The organism is Clostridium aceticum, from assembly GCF_001042715.1.
Lineage (GTDB): Bacteria > Bacillota > Clostridia > Peptostreptococcales > Natronincolaceae > Andreesenella > Andreesenella acetica.
The window spans coordinates 1,355,755-1,373,925 of sequence record NZ_CP009687.1; the positions used below are offsets into that span (position 1 = coordinate 1,355,755).

Sequence of the window (18,171 nt, forward strand, 5' to 3'; positions counted from 1 at the left end):
GGCTCGGGAAAAATAAGTTGAGAGGAGACTAGCAAGTTGCAACAGAATAAAGATAACAAGAATTTGGAAAAATCCTATAAACTATTGGTTGGTTGGATTCTTTCATTATTAGTGATTACGGGCTTATTTAGTGTACTACAAATAAGGCTAAATTTAAATCTTAGTTCAAAGGTAGTAACATTCTTTTGCTTTTACTTTATACATTTGTATATTATCAGCTTATTTTTGATGATTTATAAAACAGAGAGGGTCTACTATATAAACTACGTAACCTATAAAGAGGCTCAAGAAGCGACAAGGGAGGAACGAAGGGCTTTTGCATACAAACATCTTAGGGTCTTTTGTATTGCCACTATTATTTTTATAATCTATTCGATTATTTCACTTATATTTGAATATCTGATAATAGTGGATATAGGAGTGTTTACAATGATTACTATCATTTCAGCTATAAGGACTGTTCCTTTTAGGCTAAAGGAAAAGTAGAATACTAAACAAATTGGTGAAAAAATGACTTAGCGTTATGGGGACGCTTTGTTTGGTAAGATCTGCTAGAAAAAAAGTCAAATAGGGATATATTGAGGGAGGCTATTTAAGATAAGCTGCCTCCCTTTGTTAATTTTAATTAAACAAATAAGTTTTTCTATAATAATTTTTGTTGTTTTATAAAATGGATTCTTCAATTAAAACCTTCCAGCTAAATACCACTCTAAAAGTTCTGTATCAGGTGCTGTGAATATTTTTTTACTTGGACCCTTTTCTATTACCTCTCCTTTATAGAAGAAAGCTACTTCATCTGCAATTCTACGAGCCTGCTCCATATTATGTGTAACAATGACAATTGTATATTTTTGTTTTAACACCATAAGTAGGTCTTCAATTTTAAAAGTAGCAATTGGGTCTAGGGCAGAGCAAGGTTCATCAAATAGTATAACATCAGGATCAATCGTAAGAGCTCTAGCAATACATAGTCTTTGTTGTTGCCCTCCTGATAGTTTTAAAGCTGATTTATGGAGTCTTTCCATCACCTCATCATAAAGGACAGCATCCTGAAGTTTTTGAGCAACGATGCTTTCTATTTTGGTCTTACCTATATTCTTCATGTTTTCTAGAATCGGCAATTTCATATTTTCATATACAGACATTGGAAATGGATTTGGTTCCTGAAAAACCATGCCTATTTTTCTTCTAATCTCCAATAAGTCTGCTTTATTAGAGGTTAAGTCCATATCATTCATGGTTATTCTGCCAGTGAATTTGAAACTACTGATGATATCATTCATTCTATTAATTGAACGAAGTAGAGTGGTTTTACCACATCCTGATGGTCCGATAAATGCTGTGATAGCATTTTTTTTAATGTTCATATTTACATTATAAAGTGCCTGGTTATTTCCGTACCAGGCATTGTATTGCTGAATAGAAATAATAGAATCATAATTTTCGGGATGAACCTCTTTTTTTGAAGGATTCTTGACTGTATTTAGTGATGCTTCCCCCATGCTAATCCTCCTCCTTCAATGTCATATTTCTTTTACCAATAAAAGCTGTTAAGGCATTTAATAGTACAATAATTACAATCAATACAATTGCCGCAGCATAAGCCAGTTCAGGCATATCTCCTTCCCCAGCAGGAGAGTTAAAATAAATATAAGTTGTTAAAGTTGACCCTGTATTTTTAAGGGTACTCATCCAGTTTTGCATCTGCCACCATGGTTGATTTCCAGTCATACGAAGTGTCCCACCTAGTAATAGCCATACGATGGCAGTATCACCAATGATTCTTCCCATACCTAAAATGACTGCTGTTATTATGCCATTTACTGAGGAGGGTAATACCACATTCATAATCGTATCCCATTTCGTAGTTCCAAGAGCTAAAGAAGCCTCTCTATAGGATTTAGGAACAGATTTTATAGCCTCTTCGCATGTCTTTATAACAAAAGGAAGTATCATAATTGCCATGGCTATACTACAAACAAAAAATGATTTACCAAAGGCTCTTGTTACACCTTGAACTCCCTCCACCATTGAACTTAAGAAACCTAAGGATGGGATAGTAAACACCGCAACACCAAATATGGCAATTACAATTGTTGGTATTCCTGCCAGAATATCAATAGCTATTTTAAAGTAATAGTTTATTGGGCTGGTCTTTGCATATTCTGATAAATAAATGGCTGTTGCTAGTGCCCATGGTAAAGCCAATAGTGATCCAAAGATTGTAACAATAAAGGTTCCTACCATTGGTGTCAAGATTCCCCCTGCTCTAGATATGTCTACAGCAGTAGCTCCTGGATCTGTTGTTAAAAATTCAAAGCTAATTGTCCTATAACCATTTACAAATAAAAATAAAATAATCCCAAAGCAACCTCCAACTACAATAATTGCTGATAACCAAACAAAGCTTTGTTGAAAATAGTCTTTAGCATCTCCCTTACTAAACAAGTCCCTGCCTCCTTCGCACGATTTTTTCTACAGTTCTTGCTGAAACACTAAGTAGTGTAGTTGTAATTAGAAGCACCACACCACACCCAAATAATGCTGATTCAATACTGGGCACTGATATAGCCTCTGATTTATTTACAATCGCTGATGCTAAAGGGAGTACCGGTGTCAAAAAGAATACACCCCCATGGGTAGGATTAGGCAATACTCCTATGCTCCCACTGACCATAGATAAAGCAATGGCTTCTCCAATTCCTCTCCCAGTTCCTAGTATAATACCTGCGATTATACCAGATTTTGCTGTTGGCAACACAACCTTTATAAGAGTTCTCCAGTTTGATAAACCAAGGGATAAAGCAGCCTCCCTATATTTTCTAGGCACTGCATTGATTGCATCTACTGAAAGGGCAACAATGATTGGTATAATCATAAAAGCTAGTACCAAGATACCCGCAAGCATACTTCTACCACTGAGTTGGAAGTACTCTAAATAATCAATTTGCATATCGACAGTAATAAATGTATCTCGGATATAAGGAACTACTAACATGAGCCCAATGAATCCGAAAATAACCGAAGGAATAGCAGCCAGTAATCGTACTACTGATATCATAAAGGTTTTCTGCCATCCCTTTAACATTTCGCTAATTACAATAGCTGTACCTACCCCCATAGGAACTGCAATACATAATGCTCCCAAGGTAGTGGTTAATGTACCTACTACTAGATTACGCAATCCAAATTCCCAATAACGCTCGCTAGCCAATGAATTAAAGGCAGTTATAATTTGTTGGTCAAAACCAGATTGCGTTAGAAATCCAATGCCATTAACCATAAATACATTCCATGATTTTTGAAGAATAAAAGTAAAAATAAAAATGATCATTGTTGCACTAAGCATAGTAAATAAGAGAATTAGTTTCTCACATATCTTTTCTTTAATTCTATTGATTTTGTAGGCTCTTGCTTTTCTTCCGTAATGATAAGATTCGCTAACATCATATTGCTGTATCTTTTCCAAATTTTCACCCCCACAAGTATGAAACCACCACGGACAATAATGATACTACATTGTTTTATCAGTCCCTGGTGGTTAATATTAACTAAATTTTTCTTTATCAGTAGTCCGGATATTACGATTATGGTAAACTAATAAAATCTTCCTTATCTATTATTTTCTTGCCTTCAGGAGAAGTAAAGAAATCAATGAGTTTTGCAGTAGCACCGCTTGGTCTTCCTTTAGTACAAACAACTAGAGGACGGACAATTGGATATTTCTTGTTAAGTGCATTTGCAACAGTAGGTTCCACTCCATCAATAGATAGTGTTTTAATACTATTATCAATATGACCAAATGAAAGGAATCCAATAGCATTTACCTCTTTTGCAACTGCTTGCTTTACTCCTGGGTTAGAGCTGTGTGGAGTGGCAGTTACAACTACTTGTTGATCCTTTTGAATAGGATCTAATGCTAATTCAACAAATGCCCCCAATGTACCAGAGCCAGCTTCACGGGTTTGGACAAAAATTGGTGCATTACTTCCACCTACTTCACTCCAGTTTTTAATCTTACCAGTAAAAATATCGAAAACTTGTTGTTTAGTAAGGTTCTTTACACTATTATTTTTATGTATTATTATTGCTATTCCATCACTACCAATTTGAAAATCTTGTAGATCACGGTATTCTGTTTTTTCAGCGTCTTTAATTTCTCTAGAAACATTTCCGATATTATACTCACCACTTGCACCACCTTTAACCCCATTGCCTGAGCCACCACCTGTTACTGTTACAGATAATTTTCCTGGATTTTTTTTCATCAATACATCAGCTGCTGCTTGGGAGATAGGTTGTAGTGTAGTAGAACCACCTATTTTTACAGTCCCTTGCATATCTGTAAAATACTTAATGTCTACAGTACTAGTACCTGCATTCCAGCTAACCTTTGCTCCTACAGCATCAGCAATAAACTTCAATGGTATAAAGGTTCTACCATTTATGATTCTAGCTGGAACATCTAATGTAACATTTTTACCATCAATTTTTGCAGTCTTAGAGTCAATCACAAGACTTACATCCGTTGCAGCAGTTGTAACTGTAACCTCTTTTTTGTTGGCATTCCAATTTACTTTAGCACCCAGATTTTCAAATATTACTTTAGCTGGTACTAATGTACGACCATTTTCAATTACTGGAGCGACATCTGATTTGATGTTGCTGCCATCAATTACTATCCTAACATTTTGTGAAGCCATGGCGGTCGTGGTCATGCTTGCTATTAATACTAAAACTAGTATTAATATTGGTAGTGCTTTTCTTAGATTCATCATGTAAATCCTCCTTTAAATTATTTGATTTTGTTTTTTAAAGCTCTTCGTTTACTGTTGGTTTTCTCCTAATAGAAATACCTATTCAAAATATACACCATTTACCAAATATAAACATTAATTCCATTTTAAAACTATGTAAAGTTTTAAAAAATTCTGTTAACTTTGCGTTATGATAAGCGTTCTTATTTTTATAAAATAATAATTTTGCATTGGTTACTTGAAAAATTCTCATCCTGAATCAAAAAAATGTTAGGACTCAATGTGAATTTGTAGTTTCAAAAGAAGTGAGTTTTTTTAATCCCTTTTTAACAAATACTTTACAGTTTCATAATTTTAAAACCCCTATAAGCTGATATTCTGTAATAGACAATGAAAATAATAGAAAATAAGCGTGAAGAAACTGTTTTTCTCTTAAGATATCCTCTCAATAGATGTTACTGATAATTATATTTTCATTAAATCAAGTATAGAAAAGACAGAGGAGGAATATGTGGTGAAAAAATTAAGTTTATGTATTGATATTGATGGAACGATTACAGAAGCTTATGACTGGATTCCCCGAGCAAATGATTATTTTAATACTAAAGTCACACCTAAAGATGTAAAAGTTTACGATATTCATAAAGTATTAGGAATTAAGAGTGAAATCTATGATGAATTCTACAACTTATATGGAGAGGTAATTCATGAAGAAGCAAAAATAAGGAGGGGCGTTAAGGAAGTTCTAACTAAGCTGTATGAAAAACATGAAATTCACTTTGTCACAGCTAGACAAAAAAAGATGAAAGATGTTACTGAAAAGTGGCTATCTCAGCATGGTGTACCATTGGATACTTTATCCTTGTTAGGTAAACATGACAAAGTTGCCAAAGCTCAGGAATTGGCATGTGATGTTTTCATCGAGGATCGATATGAAAATGCAGTACAGCTTGCAGAATATGGGTTCAAAGTACTATTGATCGACTGTTATTATAATAAAGGACCTTTATCTTCAGGGATAACTCGGGTTATGAATTGGTTAGAAATAAAGGACTTTATTGAAGGATATGCACAGCAAACGTATCATTACGCAAAAATTGCCACATAAAAGGAAAGGCTTTGCAATATGTCAAGGGGACGGGGTTATTGACAATGAAATCATTTCAACGCTAAACCTTGACTGCTATTTTCTGCAATCAATTGAAATAGGGCCTTAACTCCCTTACGAATCTGTGTATTGTTTAAATGTCCATAGCCCATCAGGAGTTTATCTGTATGATTATTTTGTACAGAGCAATACTGTGATACAGCTTGTATTCTTATACCTGCATTTTGGCAACTTAACATAAATTCCTTTGTGAATTCCATCCCCGGAAATTGAAGTGCCACATGTAAGCCTGAGGCATCTCCCCAAAACTGTACAGCATTGCAAAAGGAATGTTCTACGGCATTCAATAGGACATTTCGTTTTTCAGCATATATTCGCCGCATATGCTGAATATGTTTATCCATCTTTCGTTTGCGCAGGAATTCAGTCAGAGCAACTTGTTCTAAAACAGGGTTTTGTACATCCATAAAATTTCTGTAATGTTTCCACTTGGCTTGCAAAGGCTTGGGCAGTATCGTGAACCCTATCCGAAGAGAAGGGAAAAGTGTTTTGCTGAAAGTTCCCACATAAACTACCCGCGAAGAATCCATGGAATAGATAGGGCTGACAGGAGCACCGGAATAGCGGAATTCGCTGTCATAATCGTCTTCAATGACATAAAAATCTTTTTCAGATGCAAGGCGTATCAATGCGGCACGACGTGTGGCAGGTAAAATACCACCCAACGGAAACTGATGGGAAGGGGTAACATAAACTGCAGAAATGTCTTTGTCTCTAATACATGAAATGTTTGCACCTTGCTGGTCCACCGGCATCCATTGCAATAGATGCCCTCTATCCTGAAGTACTGTGTGGATTCCCGGGTGAGAGGGGTTTTCCAAGGCGAAAGCATAGTCCTCTTTGTAAAGAATATCCACGAGTAAATGAAACGCCTGTGTCGCACCTGATGTAATGAATATATCTTCTGGGTTTACATCGATACTCCTATTGCGCATGAGCCAATGGGCAATTTCTTGACACAAAGGCTCATAGCCTTTAGGACCACTGTACTCCAATTGTTGGGCAGACAGAGTGTTGGTTGCATGACGAATCATTTGACTCCATAGCGGCCATGGGAAGAGAGATAAATCCGGCTGACCTGTTTTGAAATCCCATCGAACAGGAACATGTTCTTTTTTATGTTCCTTTAGAGACACAACTTCTTTTTGTACAATATGTAACCCTTCTGCAACGCGGGATAGCGCCCCCTGCCGACTGACAATAAAACCCTCCGTCAAAAGCATATCATACGCATCACAAACGGTATTGCGAGAAACACCTAAGCCCTTTGCCAATTCTCGTGTGGAGGGAAGCTCTTCCCCTTGGGCAATCTCTCCCGTGAGGATACGCTGTTTTAGTGATAAAAAAATCTGGCGTGCTAGACTGATTTTACTCTTCTTTTGTAATTCAATTCCCCACATAGTTCCTCCTTTAACTGGCTCTCTGAAAATATAGCCAAAGTGGCACTTAAAACAATCCAGTTTCCACGATATAATTATAGCAAATATTAGATTTATTACAATACCATGGAAGGAGATCAGTAAATGAAAAATATTAAGGGGAAAATATATCTGTTACTTGCTTTTTCTTTGGCGGGAACTTCGGTAATTACAGGATATATCCTTTCAGAAAAGTTAAGGAATTTTACAGTAACCGCCGTCAGTTTAGGAATTATGCTGTTGTGCTTATCGCCATTCTATTATAGGAAAACAGTAACCACAATCCACCTGCTCAAAAAAAATGATTGGAAAATGCTGATATTGCAAGCCCTCTTTGGAATCTTTTTATTCCGTACATTCCTGCTGTTGGGAGTGGGCTTAACAAGTACCGTGGAGGCGGGAATCCTAACCGGAACCACGCCTGCGATTACATCTATTCTAGCCTTCTTTGTTCTTAGAGAAAAACTTACAGGTTGGGCGACACTTGGCATTATCTGTAGCGTTTTGGGCATTGTTCTATTACAAAAAGTTAACCTGTCTTCTGTTCAGTTCTCTACACAACATATTGGAGGAAATGTGCTTATTCTCTGTGCTGCGGCAAGTGAGTCTATCTTTAACATCATTTCAAGAAGACACAGAGCCAAGAAACAGTATGATACAGATATACAAATTCATCCGATGGTACAAACCTTGTTGGTATCCGCAATCGCTTTTGCCTTATCCATCATACCAGCTTTTGGGGAACAGTCTTTCGCAGCGTTACAAATGATCGGGCTGAAGGAATGGTTTGCTTTGGTGTGGTACGGCTTGATTGTAACAGCTTTGGCCTTTGTGTTTTTCTATGCAGGTATCAAACGCTGCGATGTTTATACGGCTGCCGCTTTTTCAGGAATGATTCCTTTGACCTCCATGCTCCTGTCGCTGGTTCTTTTGAAAGAAACGATAAGCTATGCCCAATGGGGCGGAGGATTTTTGATTATCCTCAGTATGTTACTGATTGGAAGAAAGCAAGGTCCTAAAGAAGAAAAAGCAGTTGCCGCTTCACCTATTTATAACAAATAAAGTATAAGAATTTAGGAGATTACTTATGTGTATTTTTGATAAAAGCGTTACTTTAAAAAAAATTATAAGCTTCTATTGACAGAAAAAAACTTCTGTTATAGAATTAAAATATACTTCAGACATAGAACTATTTTGAGGAGATTTTTTATGAAACATAATGAAGGGGTCAACTTTGAGTCAATAATTTTTGATTATATGGATGAGATAAAACTTTTATTTTTTCCAGATCAATGGAGTAGTGCATTTTTAGATTACTCCAAAAACGAACTACTGGTGCTTATATTTCTTTACAGGAAGAAAAGTGCAAACATGACTGAGATATCAGAATACATCTGTGCTCCTCTAAATACAACAACTGGTGTGGTAGGTAGATTAGAGAAGAAGCTGATGGTGGAAAGAAAAAGAGATGAAGAAGACAGGAGAGTTGTAAATATTGTTTTAACCAGCAAAGCCAGTGAATTTATAGACCGTGAAAAAAAGATAATAGAACATTATGTTGAAAAAGTCTTGAAAGCATTAACAGAAGAGGAAAAGGTTATGGCTATAAATATAGTTAATAAGATTTTTTCTGCACTAAAGCAGGAGAAATATCCCACAAAGGATGAAGAAAGTTCAGTGAAGAAAGTGAAACGAATTTTTATAGAATAGCTTAGGCAAACTAAGTTATTTTTTTAAAAGAATACTTCTATGAAAGAACTATTCATAAAAAGAATTAAAGGAGGGGTATTATGGGAAGGATCATAATTTTTACAGGTAAGGGTGGCGTAGGAAAAACAACTATATCAGCAGCTCATGCAGTTAAAGCTGCCAAAGAAGGTAAAAAAACATTAATAGTAAGTACAGATATGGCACATAACTTAAGTGATATATTTATGAAGGAAATAAAAGAAGAACCTGTAAGGATATTAAGCAATCTTTGGGCTTTAGAAATTGATTCGAATTATGAGATGACTAAGCATTATGGAAATATTGCTGAAGCTTTTAAAAAGATGATTCCTCATGGAAGTGAAGAGGATCAAGAAGTGCTGGAGGATATGGTGGTTTTTCCAGGTATTGAAGAATTATTTTCGCTACTTAAGATTAAGGAATTATATGATGAAAAAATTTATGACTTAATAATAGTCGATTGTGCACCTACTGGTGAAACTCTTTCCTTATTAAAATTCCCGGAACTTTTTTCATGGTATATGGAAAAGTTATTTCCAATTGGCAAAGTTGCTATGAAAATACTAAGGCCTGTTTCCAAACTAGCGTTTAAGTTAGAAATGCCTGATGGAAAAGCGTTGAATGATATTGAAAAACTATATGTCAAGCTTGGAAAATTGCAAAGTCTGTTAAAGGATAGAGAGGTCTGTAGTGTAAGGCTTGTTACAATACCAGAAAAAATGGTGGTGGAGGAAAGTAAGAGAAGCTATATGTATTTAAACCTATACAACTTTAATGTTGACGGAGTATATATTAACAGAATAATACCAGAGGAGATCGATAATAGCTTTTTTGATCAATGGAAGCAGATTCAAAAAAGTTATTTAGATGAAATAAACGCAACCTTTTCCAATATACCAATCTATAAAATAAAGTGGTATGAAGTAGATATAAACGGAATTCATGCTTTAGAGCGGATTATGAGGGATTCCTTAGAAGATATAAATATATTCAAGGTTTTGAAAACAACAGTAAATGAGACCTTTGAAAAAACAGAAAAGGGATATCGCCTTGATATATATGTACCATTTGCTGATAAAAAGGATTTTGATCTTTTTGAATCAGGTACAGACATTATAGTGAAAATAGGGAATTTTAAAAGAAATATCCCCATACCCCACATAATCAAAAAATATTCAATCGCTTCTGCAAAACTAAATAATGGCGTACTAAGCATTGATTTTGAGGGAGAAGAAGGTGTTTGTAATGAATAAAAAATTTCTTAAAAAGATGATAAAGGCTGAAAAATATAAATATGAAGCTCTAAAGGAAATATTACCAAATGATTTAAGAAAAAACTTAGAAGAATTTGAAAAGGATGCACTCAATCTGTTAAAGGATGTTGTATTTGAAATGATGAAGGATGACGTGGAAAAAAAAGAAAGTAAGGGGTCAATTAAAAGAGTTGATATAGATTTTACTAAGTAGATGGGAGGGGATTATATGAGGATAATATTATATACAGGAAAAGGCGGAGTCGGAAAAACAAGTATAGCTGCAGCTACAGCTTGCAAAATAGCTAATGAAGGTAAGAAGGTATTGGTAGTAAGTACAGACCAAGCCCATAGTCTAGGAGATTCATTTGATATGAAATTGTATAACCATCCTTTGGAAATAGATAAAAATCTGTATGCCATGGAAATAGACGCTATATTAGAAAATGAAAAAGCTTGGGGAAACTTAAAAGCCTACTTTGAAAATCTAATGACCATAAAGTCAGAAAAAACGATAGAAAGTGAAGAATTATTAGTATTTCCAGGTTTTGAAGAATTGTTGGCATTAATAAAAGTTAAGGACATATATGATGAAGGAAAATACGATGTGCTAATAGTCGATTGTGCACCTACAGGAGAAACTATGTCGTTGTTGAAGTTTCCAGATTTGTTTAAATGGTGGATGGAAAAAATTTTCCCCATTAAAAGAAAAGGTGCAAAGCTAACAAAACCTATAATTGAAGCAACGATGAAAATACCCCTGCCTACAGATGCTGCTTTTGATGATATTGAAAGACTATATTCTAAGATCAATGAGCTTCACAATCTTATGCTAGATAAGGATATAGTCAGCATAAGAATCGTTACCACGCCAGAAAAAATAGTAGTCAAAGAGGCAAAGAGAAGTTTTTCATATCTTCACCTGTTTGATTATAATGTTGATGCAATAATCATAAACAAGATTTTTTCAAAAGATTCTCTCGAGGGATATTTTAAAAGTTGGGCGGATATCCAAAAAGAAAGTATAGAGGATCTTTGTGATAGTTTTAAAGGAATTCCAGTTTTTAAATTACAATTAATGGATAATGAACTGAGAAAATATGAAATGCTTAAAAGGGTTGGAGATAAAATTTATGGAGATGTCAACCCAGAAAATGTTCTTTTTCAAGATAAAATATTTACAGTTGAAAAGGAGGATAAAGGGTATAAGCTAGCGATAAATATGCCTTTTGTTGATAAAAGGGAATTAAAACTTTCTCAAAAAGGTGATGAGGTCACTATATCCGTTAAGAATGAGAGAAGAAGCTTTATACTACCAACGAAACTCCAATCGAAAGAAATAATCTCTGCACAATACCATGAAGGTAAGCTAAATATCTATTTTTTATAAATACTCTATATGAAATATAAGAACTTTACTTTACAAACTGAGGATGCACTTTAACAACTAAGCAAATAATATCAAATTTTCATTTATTATAAGCAAATTCAATCAAGTATAGCTTTGGGTAATATTCTATAATATAACTGTATCAATTAATTAATGAAGGAGGCAGTTTATGATGGAATTAAAATTAATAGGTAAAATTAATAACAAGCATAGCTTTGAAATTAAGATTGATGAAACCTATAAAGAAGCACTGACAGGGATAAATGGATTTAGTCACTTGCTTGTCCTTTGGTGGGCAGATCAGGTGGATAATCTTGAATGCCGTAAAATTACCACCGTAGAAAAGCCATATAAGAAAGGCCCGGATAACATAGGAATATTTGCAACTAGATCACCACTTAGGCCCAATCCAATTTGTATGAGCATTATTGACGTTAAAGGTATTGATTATGATCAAGGAATCATATATACTTCCTATATTGATGCAGAGGATGGAACACCAATTCTTGATATTAAGCCATATTATCCATGCTCTGATGTAGTAAGGGAGGCAGCTTTACCGGAGTGGTGTGAGGGTTTACCGAGTTGCATTGAAGATTCCGCTGATTTTGATTGGAGTAATTATTTTAATTTCTAAGGAGAAACCTAGTATGAATAATAGAGAGCTTATTTTATCATCTATACAAATAATAGAAAATAACCTCAAATCAAAGCTATCTGTTTTAGATGTATCTAAGGAACTAGGTTTTTCTTTCTATTACTATTGTAGGTTGTTTAAATCTATCACGGGTTATTCACCAAAATCATATATATTGGCTAGAAAAATTACTGAATCGGTTGCAGAACTTATTGAAACGGATATGCGTATTATTGATTTAGCACTTGAATACGGTTTTGGAAGTTCAGAAGCTTATACAAGAGCTTTTTACAAAATTCTTCATAAAAACCCTTCGGAAGTTCGCAAAGAAGGTACTATTAATAGACAATTGCTACTTCAACCGATAACTGAAAATAAATTTAAAGAATTTGAACATGCCTTAGATAAAGAACCAGAAGTTGTGTTTTTGGATGAAATAAAGCTGGTGGGAATCCCCTTTTACTATGATTTATCCATGGGGAATGATTTGACGGAGCATTGGTCTTTATTAACACAAAATCTTTCTGTTATTCCAAATGTGAAAGAACCCTTGGAATTTTATCAGATGCAATTTTGGTTCCCAGATCAAGATAATGACAGCATATATTTTTATGTAGCAGTAGCAGTTGAAAAACTTGAATTCATCCCTATTCAATTGACAGCTAAAACCATTCCGGCTCAAACCTACCTGAAATTTAGACATAAAGGATTAGCCAATCAAGTAGGACACACCTACCGATACATATATGAAGAGTGGTTACCAGCAACTGCATATAAATTACCAGGTAATTTTAATTTTGAGTATTATGGTGACCAGTATTTGGGACCATATAATGAAAACTCTGTTAGTGAGATTTATATTCCAACTGAGAACAAGTAGTGCATAAAGAAACAAGCATAGTTTAAAAGCCGCACTTTGTGCGGCTTTCAGTCATATATATGGACTTTAATTCTTGAAAAAAAGTTTTGCTACATCTCTTCAATAATATTGCGGACCCATTTTTTAGAGATTACTCTTGGGATACCAATAAGGGCCTTGACGATTTCCTCGAGAGATACTAGAGCTACCACCCAATACACTGGCAGCTTCAATACTAAAGCTCCTAAAAAGGCTAGAGGTACACCAATTAGCCACACACTTCCCATTTCTAAAAATAAAGAAAACTTTGTGTCTCCACCGCCTCTAAGAATACCAACAACTAATATAGCATTAAAGACCTTGGCACTCATTACTACAGAGAAGACCGTCAAAATTTGAATTGCACTGTGACGTACTACATCTGAAATATTGAAGAAAGATACTATAAAGGGGGTTGACAGGAATAAAGTAATTCCGATGAATAATCCAATGAGCACCCCTAAAATGGAAAACTTTTTAGCATAGGATATGGCCTTCTCCTGATGATTAGCACCAATTTCATTTCCAATCATGATGGTACAAGCATTGGCGATACCAAAGGCAATCACCATAAAAAGATTTTGTACTGTGCTGGAAATATGAACTGCTGCAACCGCCTCAGTACTGATTCTTGCATAGGCTGCCAAATACATGGTCATCCCTAGTGACCAAAAACCTTCATTTAAAATAACCGGAGACGTAGTTTTGAAAAAATTTCTAAGAAAACTCTTAGATAGATCCAGCATCTCTTTTACTTTCCCAGCTAATGGATGTTCTTTATAGTAAATAATCCATAGAAGTAAAAACATTTCTATAATTCTAGATAATAATGTAGCAAAGGCCGCTCCCTTTACCCCCATCGGAGGAATGAAACCCATACCAAATATAAATAAATAGTTTAAAATAGTATTTGCAACTAAAGAAATACTACTGATAATCATGGGAAGCTTAGCTTCACCAATACTTCTAGCACCAAAAGAATAGGAGAAGCTTACGGCAGTAGCCAAATAGCTTAAAGATACTACAGATAAATAAGTGCTGCCTAATGCAATTGTCTGTACATCTTTTGTAAAAAACTTTAAAACCATTTGTGGTAGGAATAAAGCAAAACCTGCAAAAATAAGACTAATAATTCCGCCAAATACTAAAGCAATTCCCAAAACTCTTCTTATATTTGCTACATCCTTTTTACCCCAAAATTGAGAAATAAAAATAGATGAGCCGCTATTGATTCCAAATAGAAGAAGAACAAATATGAAAAAGAACTGATTGGCTAGACCTACTGCTGCAATTTCTATCTCTCCTACTTTTCCGATCATTATAGTATCCACCAAGTTGAGAGAGGAAGAAATAAGATTTTGTAGTGCAATTGGGAGAGCAATAGCCAATAAAGTTTTATAAAATTGTATATCCTTTATATCTTCTATAACCATAAACGTACCTCTTTTCTTTTATCATTAAAAAGCCCGCTTTTCTATTGTACATAATTTCTTGTTTTTTTTCTAGAATTGTTTTTATCCAAGGATAATTACACTGCAAACAAATTATTCTTTCTAAAATTATTTTGTTTTAAATTAGGATAGACCTTGCATTTAATAATTAAGTAAAGAATATCAATTTATCATTTGTGTTAACATCGACAATCCATAAAATCTTATCAATTAAAATAATACTAAATAATAATGACAACAATTATCACTGATGTATTCTGTAACTAGAGTATGATATACTATATATAGATAAAAAAACACTACAGATGGAATATTTTTTGAGTAATATAAATAAGTTTCAACCCCTAACAATAGTGGTAATAATATTAATAAGAACATTGTTAGGTAAGTAAATTAAGTGATGATACTGTATGTTGTATTTCTATAAACTCCAATAAAAGATAGAAAGAATTCTTTTATGAATTTGCCTTAGCTATTAATTTTAGATGGGTTTCTTAAAAAAATGCATTTTTTAAAATAGGAAGTAAGTAAAATGTTTTTTTGATTTTGAAAATGTAAAGTGGCTTTAAAAGTACTAGAGATAAGCAAAAAATTAACAAATATAAAGGGTGGACTGCTATGGATATATTTGATTTTTTAAGAAAACACGGGATAGAAGAAAAGTTGATACAAGATGTACTTTATTTCAGAAAGTATTATCAGATAGACGAAACGGTAAAGGATAGAATTCCTGATCCAAGAAATTTCTTTTATGGAAAAGAAATATGGTCGATGTGTATTGCTGCAATTTTAGAAGGAGAAAATATCTTGCTCTCAGGACCAAAAGCAACAGGAAAAAATGTCCTTTCAGACAACTTATGTGCTATATTTGCAAGACCTCAATGGAATGTATCTTTTCATGTCAATACAGACAGTTCGAGCCTTATAGGAACCGATACTTTTATAGACAATGAGGTAAGGTTAAGAAGAGGTGCAGTTTATGAATGTGCAACCTATGGGGGATTTGGTGTATTTGATGAAATTAATATGGCAAAAAATGATGCCATTGTTGTATTGCACTCGGCACTAGACTATAGAAAGATCATAGATGTTCCAGGCTATGAAAAAATTAAGCTTCATGAGGCAACAAGATTTATTGGAACAATGAATTATGAGTATGCAGGAACGAAAGAATTAAATGAAGCATTGGTTTCCAGGTTTATGGTAGTAGACATACCACAAGTAGAAGAAGAAAAACTAATGACCATACTAAAATTAGAGTTTCAAGATGCTTATGAAGATAAATTAAACCAGTTTGCAGGAATATTTTTAGATCTTCAAACAAAAGCACAGAACTCTGAAATATCTACAAAAGCTGTGGATTTAAGAGGAATAATAGCCAGTATTAAAACCGTAAAGCGAGGGCTTAAGCCTAGACTTGCAATAAATATGGGCGTAACAGGGAAAACCTTTGATCAGTTTGAAAAAGAAATTGTAGAGGATGTAATAAGAACTAGAATACCGGAAAAGTGGGAAGCAAAAGATGTTTTTCCATCTAGTTAATGGGGGAATATTATGAATTGGATATATGGAGAATATGACTTTGAAAATAGGCTTACAAATCTCATGTGGACCATATGTGGAGATTATGATCAGGAGTTAGATGAATTAGAAAAGTTTACAAAGACCTCTAAAGATTTAGCTGTGTATTATGCTGCTAAGGCAGGCGCTAGAAGAAAATACATAGACTGGAATATGATAAAAAAATATTTAAAACACAGAATACAAAAAGGGGCAGATCAAGACTTGATTGTTCCTCTTGTGGAGATGTGTGCTGACGTAATGGTTGAGGAAAAGCTTATAAAGGAAAGACCTGGAATAGAAGATATAAGGAAGAAAGGACTAGACGATCTACTTGAGCGGTATTTTAAAATAAAACTAAACACTTTTATGGAAAAAGTAAAGTATGCCCTTGTATTAGAACAAATGGGAAAGCATGCGAGTTTTGATATAAAAGTAAAAAAGTTACTTTCAGATATAAAAAAGTGTAAAGATGTAGAGGATACTTTAGCACTTTTAGAAAATATAGATGCTTTATATCTTGCACATTTCAAAGAGATGTTAGAAAATCAAACTTTTTTATATGAAATGGAAGAAGAAAATGAATTAGAAGAAGGGTATAAAGAAGAATCTACAAAAGAGCAAAGCTTCACTTCTTTTATGTATGAAGAATTATATGAAGAAGATACTGCCATCTCAGATGTAGTAGATGGAATGCAATCTTCTCTTTTAATAGAGTCGATAGGAGACTTAAAGCAGGAGGTTCCTACCAATCCAAATGAAAACAGAGTTCTATCCATCGATCAAGAAATGGTGGAGAAAATTTATAAAAAAATAGAACATTATCATGGTAAATCCTTTGTTACAAAAGAAGAGCAAAAGAAAATTGAGAAAAAAGTCTGTAGAAATGTACATGAAGGGTGTAGAGTTCATTTTACAGAAGGGGTTCTACGATCTCCCACCGATAATAAATTTCAAATAAAATATGTGACAAGGCAAAAGGAAAAAAACTTGTCTGAGTTTAGAGACAATATAAAAGTGCATAAAAGAAACATTATAAAGCTAAAAGAAGTAATCATAAAAACATTAACAGCAGAGCAAGAAAAGACAATCGTTCCTTCTGATAATGGGGTATTGGCTGTAAATAAACTTTGGAGAATTGGAAGAAGTGAAAAACCAAAAGTATTTACAAAAGTAATAGACAATCAAAAAGGTGGATATGTGGTAGATATTTTACTAGATGCAAGTGGTTCTCAAATAGCACGACAAGGAAAAGTGGCTTCTCAAGGATATATTATATCAGAGGCATTAACCCTCGCAGGAATTCCAAATAGAGTAATGAGCTTTTGTAATTTTTTAGACTATACCATTCTTAGAAGATTTAGAGACTATACTTCTCCACGAAGTGAAAATCAAAATATATTTGAATACTTTTCTGCTGGAAACAATAGAGATGGGCTGGCCATTCAGGCGGTATCTCAAGGTTTGTTAAATAGAAGTGAAGAAAATAAAATACTAATCGTTTTAAGTGATGGAAAACCCAATGATGTAAAAATTTCAAACGATAATATAAGAACCATAAGAGGAGAAGCATTCTATAAAGGAATGACGGCAATAAAAGATACAGCACTTGAGGTAAGAAAGGCTAGAAAAAATGGCATTTTACTTTTTGGTGTATTTACAGGAAAAGAAGAGGAACTTCAGGCGGAAAAACTAATTTATGGGAAAGATTTTGTATATACTAGAAATATAGAGAAATTTTCCGACATAGTGGGAACCTATTTAAAAAGAATTATAGAAAACTATTAAAAAGAGCTGTCTTAAACTGATTTTTAAAATCAAGGAAAAGATAGGCTCTTTTCTTTGTTTGCCGTGAACCCTGCAAGAGATTTTGGGCCAAAATTTATTTACTTCCTTAACAGGTTGGGGTAG

General features: G+C 34.0%; 16 protein-coding genes. 10 read left to right on the forward strand and 6 right to left on the reverse strand.

Features of this window, described 5'->3' with window-relative positions; all coding sequences use genetic code 11:
* Positions 1-683: 683 nt before the first annotated feature.
* From pstB to CACET_RS06235, 4 genes are all read right to left on the reverse strand, one after another.
* On the reverse strand, positions 684-1,502 hold the full coding sequence (gene pstB / locus CACET_RS06220; protein WP_082058106.1) for a phosphate ABC transporter ATP-binding protein PstB: 819 nt from the start codon (positions 1,500-1,502) through the stop codon (positions 684-686).
* A 1-nt stretch (position 1,503) separates the two neighbouring features.
* Positions 1,504-2,448, reverse strand: a complete 945-nt coding sequence (pstA, locus tag CACET_RS06225; RefSeq protein ID WP_052661238.1) for a phosphate ABC transporter permease PstA — start codon at positions 2,446-2,448, stop codon at positions 1,504-1,506.
* Positions 2,441-3,469 carry a phosphate ABC transporter permease subunit PstC gene (gene pstC / locus CACET_RS06230; RefSeq protein ID WP_044823530.1) on the reverse strand — a complete coding sequence of 343 codons (1,029 nt, stop codon included), beginning with the start codon at positions 3,467-3,469 and terminating at the stop codon, positions 2,441-2,443. The genes pstA and pstC overlap by 8 nt, the downstream gene beginning before the upstream one ends.
* 118 nt (positions 3,470-3,587) lie before the next feature.
* Complete coding sequence (locus tag CACET_RS06235; RefSeq protein WP_052661239.1) at positions 3,588-4,778, reverse strand: phosphate ABC transporter substrate-binding protein PstS family protein; 1,191 nt, start codon at positions 4,776-4,778, stop codon at positions 3,588-3,590.
* A 493-nt stretch (positions 4,779-5,271) separates the two neighbouring features.
* Between CACET_RS06235 and CACET_RS06240 the strand changes: the two genes are divergently transcribed.
* Positions 5,272-5,865 carry a 5' nucleotidase, NT5C type gene (locus tag CACET_RS06240; RefSeq protein ID WP_044823531.1) on the forward strand — a complete coding sequence of 198 codons (594 nt, stop codon included), beginning with the start codon at positions 5,272-5,274 and terminating at the stop codon, positions 5,863-5,865.
* Positions 5,866-5,915: 50 nt separating this feature from the next.
* Here the strand turns inward: CACET_RS06240 and pdxR are convergent, their stop codons facing one another.
* Positions 5,916-7,325, reverse strand: a complete 1,410-nt coding sequence (gene pdxR, locus CACET_RS06245) for a MocR-like pyridoxine biosynthesis transcription factor PdxR (RefSeq protein WP_044823532.1) — start codon at positions 7,323-7,325, stop codon at positions 5,916-5,918.
* A 123-nt stretch (positions 7,326-7,448) separates the two neighbouring features.
* Between pdxR and CACET_RS06250 the strand changes: the two genes are divergently transcribed.
* From CACET_RS06250 to CACET_RS06280, 7 genes are all read left to right on the forward strand, one after another.
* Positions 7,449-8,405, forward strand: a complete 957-nt coding sequence (locus tag CACET_RS06250) for a DMT family transporter (protein WP_044823533.1) — start codon at positions 7,449-7,451, stop codon at positions 8,403-8,405.
* 147 nt (positions 8,406-8,552) lie between these two features.
* Positions 8,553-9,053 (forward strand): MarR family winged helix-turn-helix transcriptional regulator, encoded by a 501-nt coding sequence (locus tag CACET_RS06255; RefSeq protein ID WP_044823534.1) that lies wholly within the window; start codon positions 8,553-8,555, stop codon positions 9,051-9,053.
* 80 nt (positions 9,054-9,133) lie between these two features.
* A complete protein-coding gene (locus tag CACET_RS06260) occupies positions 9,134-10,324 on the forward strand; it encodes an ArsA family ATPase (RefSeq protein WP_044823535.1) in 1,191 nt (396 codons plus the stop codon).
* Positions 10,317-10,538, forward strand: a complete 222-nt coding sequence (locus CACET_RS06265) for a hypothetical protein (protein WP_044823536.1) — start codon at positions 10,317-10,319, stop codon at positions 10,536-10,538. Before CACET_RS06260 ends, CACET_RS06265 begins: the two co-directional genes overlap by 8 nt.
* A 15-nt stretch (positions 10,539-10,553) precedes the next feature.
* Positions 10,554-11,714 (forward strand): ArsA family ATPase, encoded by a 1,161-nt coding sequence (locus CACET_RS06270; protein ID WP_044823537.1) that lies wholly within the window; start codon positions 10,554-10,556, stop codon positions 11,712-11,714.
* Positions 11,715-11,883: 169 nt separating this feature from the next.
* A complete protein-coding gene (locus tag CACET_RS06275; RefSeq protein WP_242846879.1) occupies positions 11,884-12,351 on the forward strand; it encodes an SAM-dependent methyltransferase in 468 nt (155 codons plus the stop codon).
* Positions 12,352-12,364: 13 nt separating this feature from the next.
* Positions 12,365-13,231 carry an AraC family transcriptional regulator gene (locus tag CACET_RS06280; RefSeq protein ID WP_044823538.1) on the forward strand — a complete coding sequence of 289 codons (867 nt, stop codon included), beginning with the start codon at positions 12,365-12,367 and terminating at the stop codon, positions 13,229-13,231.
* Between the two features lie 89 nt (positions 13,232-13,320).
* On the opposite strand, the gene CACET_RS06285 is transcribed toward CACET_RS06280, so the two are convergent.
* Positions 13,321-14,682 (reverse strand): MATE family efflux transporter, encoded by a 1,362-nt coding sequence (locus CACET_RS06285; protein ID WP_044823539.1) that lies wholly within the window; start codon positions 14,680-14,682, stop codon positions 13,321-13,323.
* Positions 14,683-15,318: 636 nt separating this feature from the next.
* On the opposite strand from CACET_RS06285, the gene CACET_RS06290 reads away from it, so the two are divergent.
* Positions 15,319-16,242 carry an AAA family ATPase gene (locus CACET_RS06290; RefSeq protein WP_044823540.1) on the forward strand — a complete coding sequence of 308 codons (924 nt, stop codon included), beginning with the start codon at positions 15,319-15,321 and terminating at the stop codon, positions 16,240-16,242.
* A gap of 12 nt (positions 16,243-16,254) precedes the next feature.
* Entirely contained in the window at positions 16,255-18,048 is a 1,794-nt protein-coding gene (locus tag CACET_RS06295) for a cobaltochelatase CobT-related protein (protein ID WP_044823541.1), read from the forward strand.
* Positions 18,049-18,171: the final 123 nt, after the last annotated feature.

Bases quoted from the DNA above. Each gene is read 5' to 3' on its own strand.
- CACET_RS06280 (WP_044823538.1), top strand. From the start codon at position 12,365: ATGAATAATAGAGAGCTTATTTTATCATCTATACAAATAATAGAAAAT.
- pstB (WP_082058106.1), bottom strand. From the start codon at position 1,502: ATGGGGGAAGCATCACTAAATACAGTCAAGAATCCTTCAAAAAAAGAG.
- CACET_RS06295 (WP_044823541.1), top strand. From the start codon at position 16,255: ATGAATTGGATATATGGAGAATATGACTTTGAAAATAGGCTTACAAAT.
- CACET_RS06265 (WP_044823536.1), top strand. From the start codon at position 10,317: ATGAATAAAAAATTTCTTAAAAAGATGATAAAGGCTGAAAAATATAAA.
- CACET_RS06250 (WP_044823533.1), top strand. From the start codon at position 7,449: ATGAAAAATATTAAGGGGAAAATATATCTGTTACTTGCTTTTTCTTTG.
- CACET_RS06235 (WP_052661239.1), bottom strand. From the start codon at position 4,778: ATGATGAATCTAAGAAAAGCACTACCAATATTAATACTAGTTTTAGTA.
- CACET_RS06285 (WP_044823539.1), bottom strand. From the start codon at position 14,682: ATGGTTATAGAAGATATAAAGGATATACAATTTTATAAAACTTTATTG.
- CACET_RS06260 (WP_044823535.1), top strand. From the start codon at position 9,134: ATGGGAAGGATCATAATTTTTACAGGTAAGGGTGGCGTAGGAAAAACA.
- CACET_RS06255 (WP_044823534.1), top strand. From the start codon at position 8,553: ATGAAACATAATGAAGGGGTCAACTTTGAGTCAATAATTTTTGATTAT.
- CACET_RS06290 (WP_044823540.1), top strand. From the start codon at position 15,319: ATGGATATATTTGATTTTTTAAGAAAACACGGGATAGAAGAAAAGTTG.
- CACET_RS06275 (WP_242846879.1), top strand. From the start codon at position 11,884: ATGATGGAATTAAAATTAATAGGTAAAATTAATAACAAGCATAGCTTT.
- CACET_RS06270 (WP_044823537.1), top strand. From the start codon at position 10,554: ATGAGGATAATATTATATACAGGAAAAGGCGGAGTCGGAAAAACAAGT.
- pdxR (WP_044823532.1), bottom strand. From the start codon at position 7,325: ATGTGGGGAATTGAATTACAAAAGAAGAGTAAAATCAGTCTAGCACGC.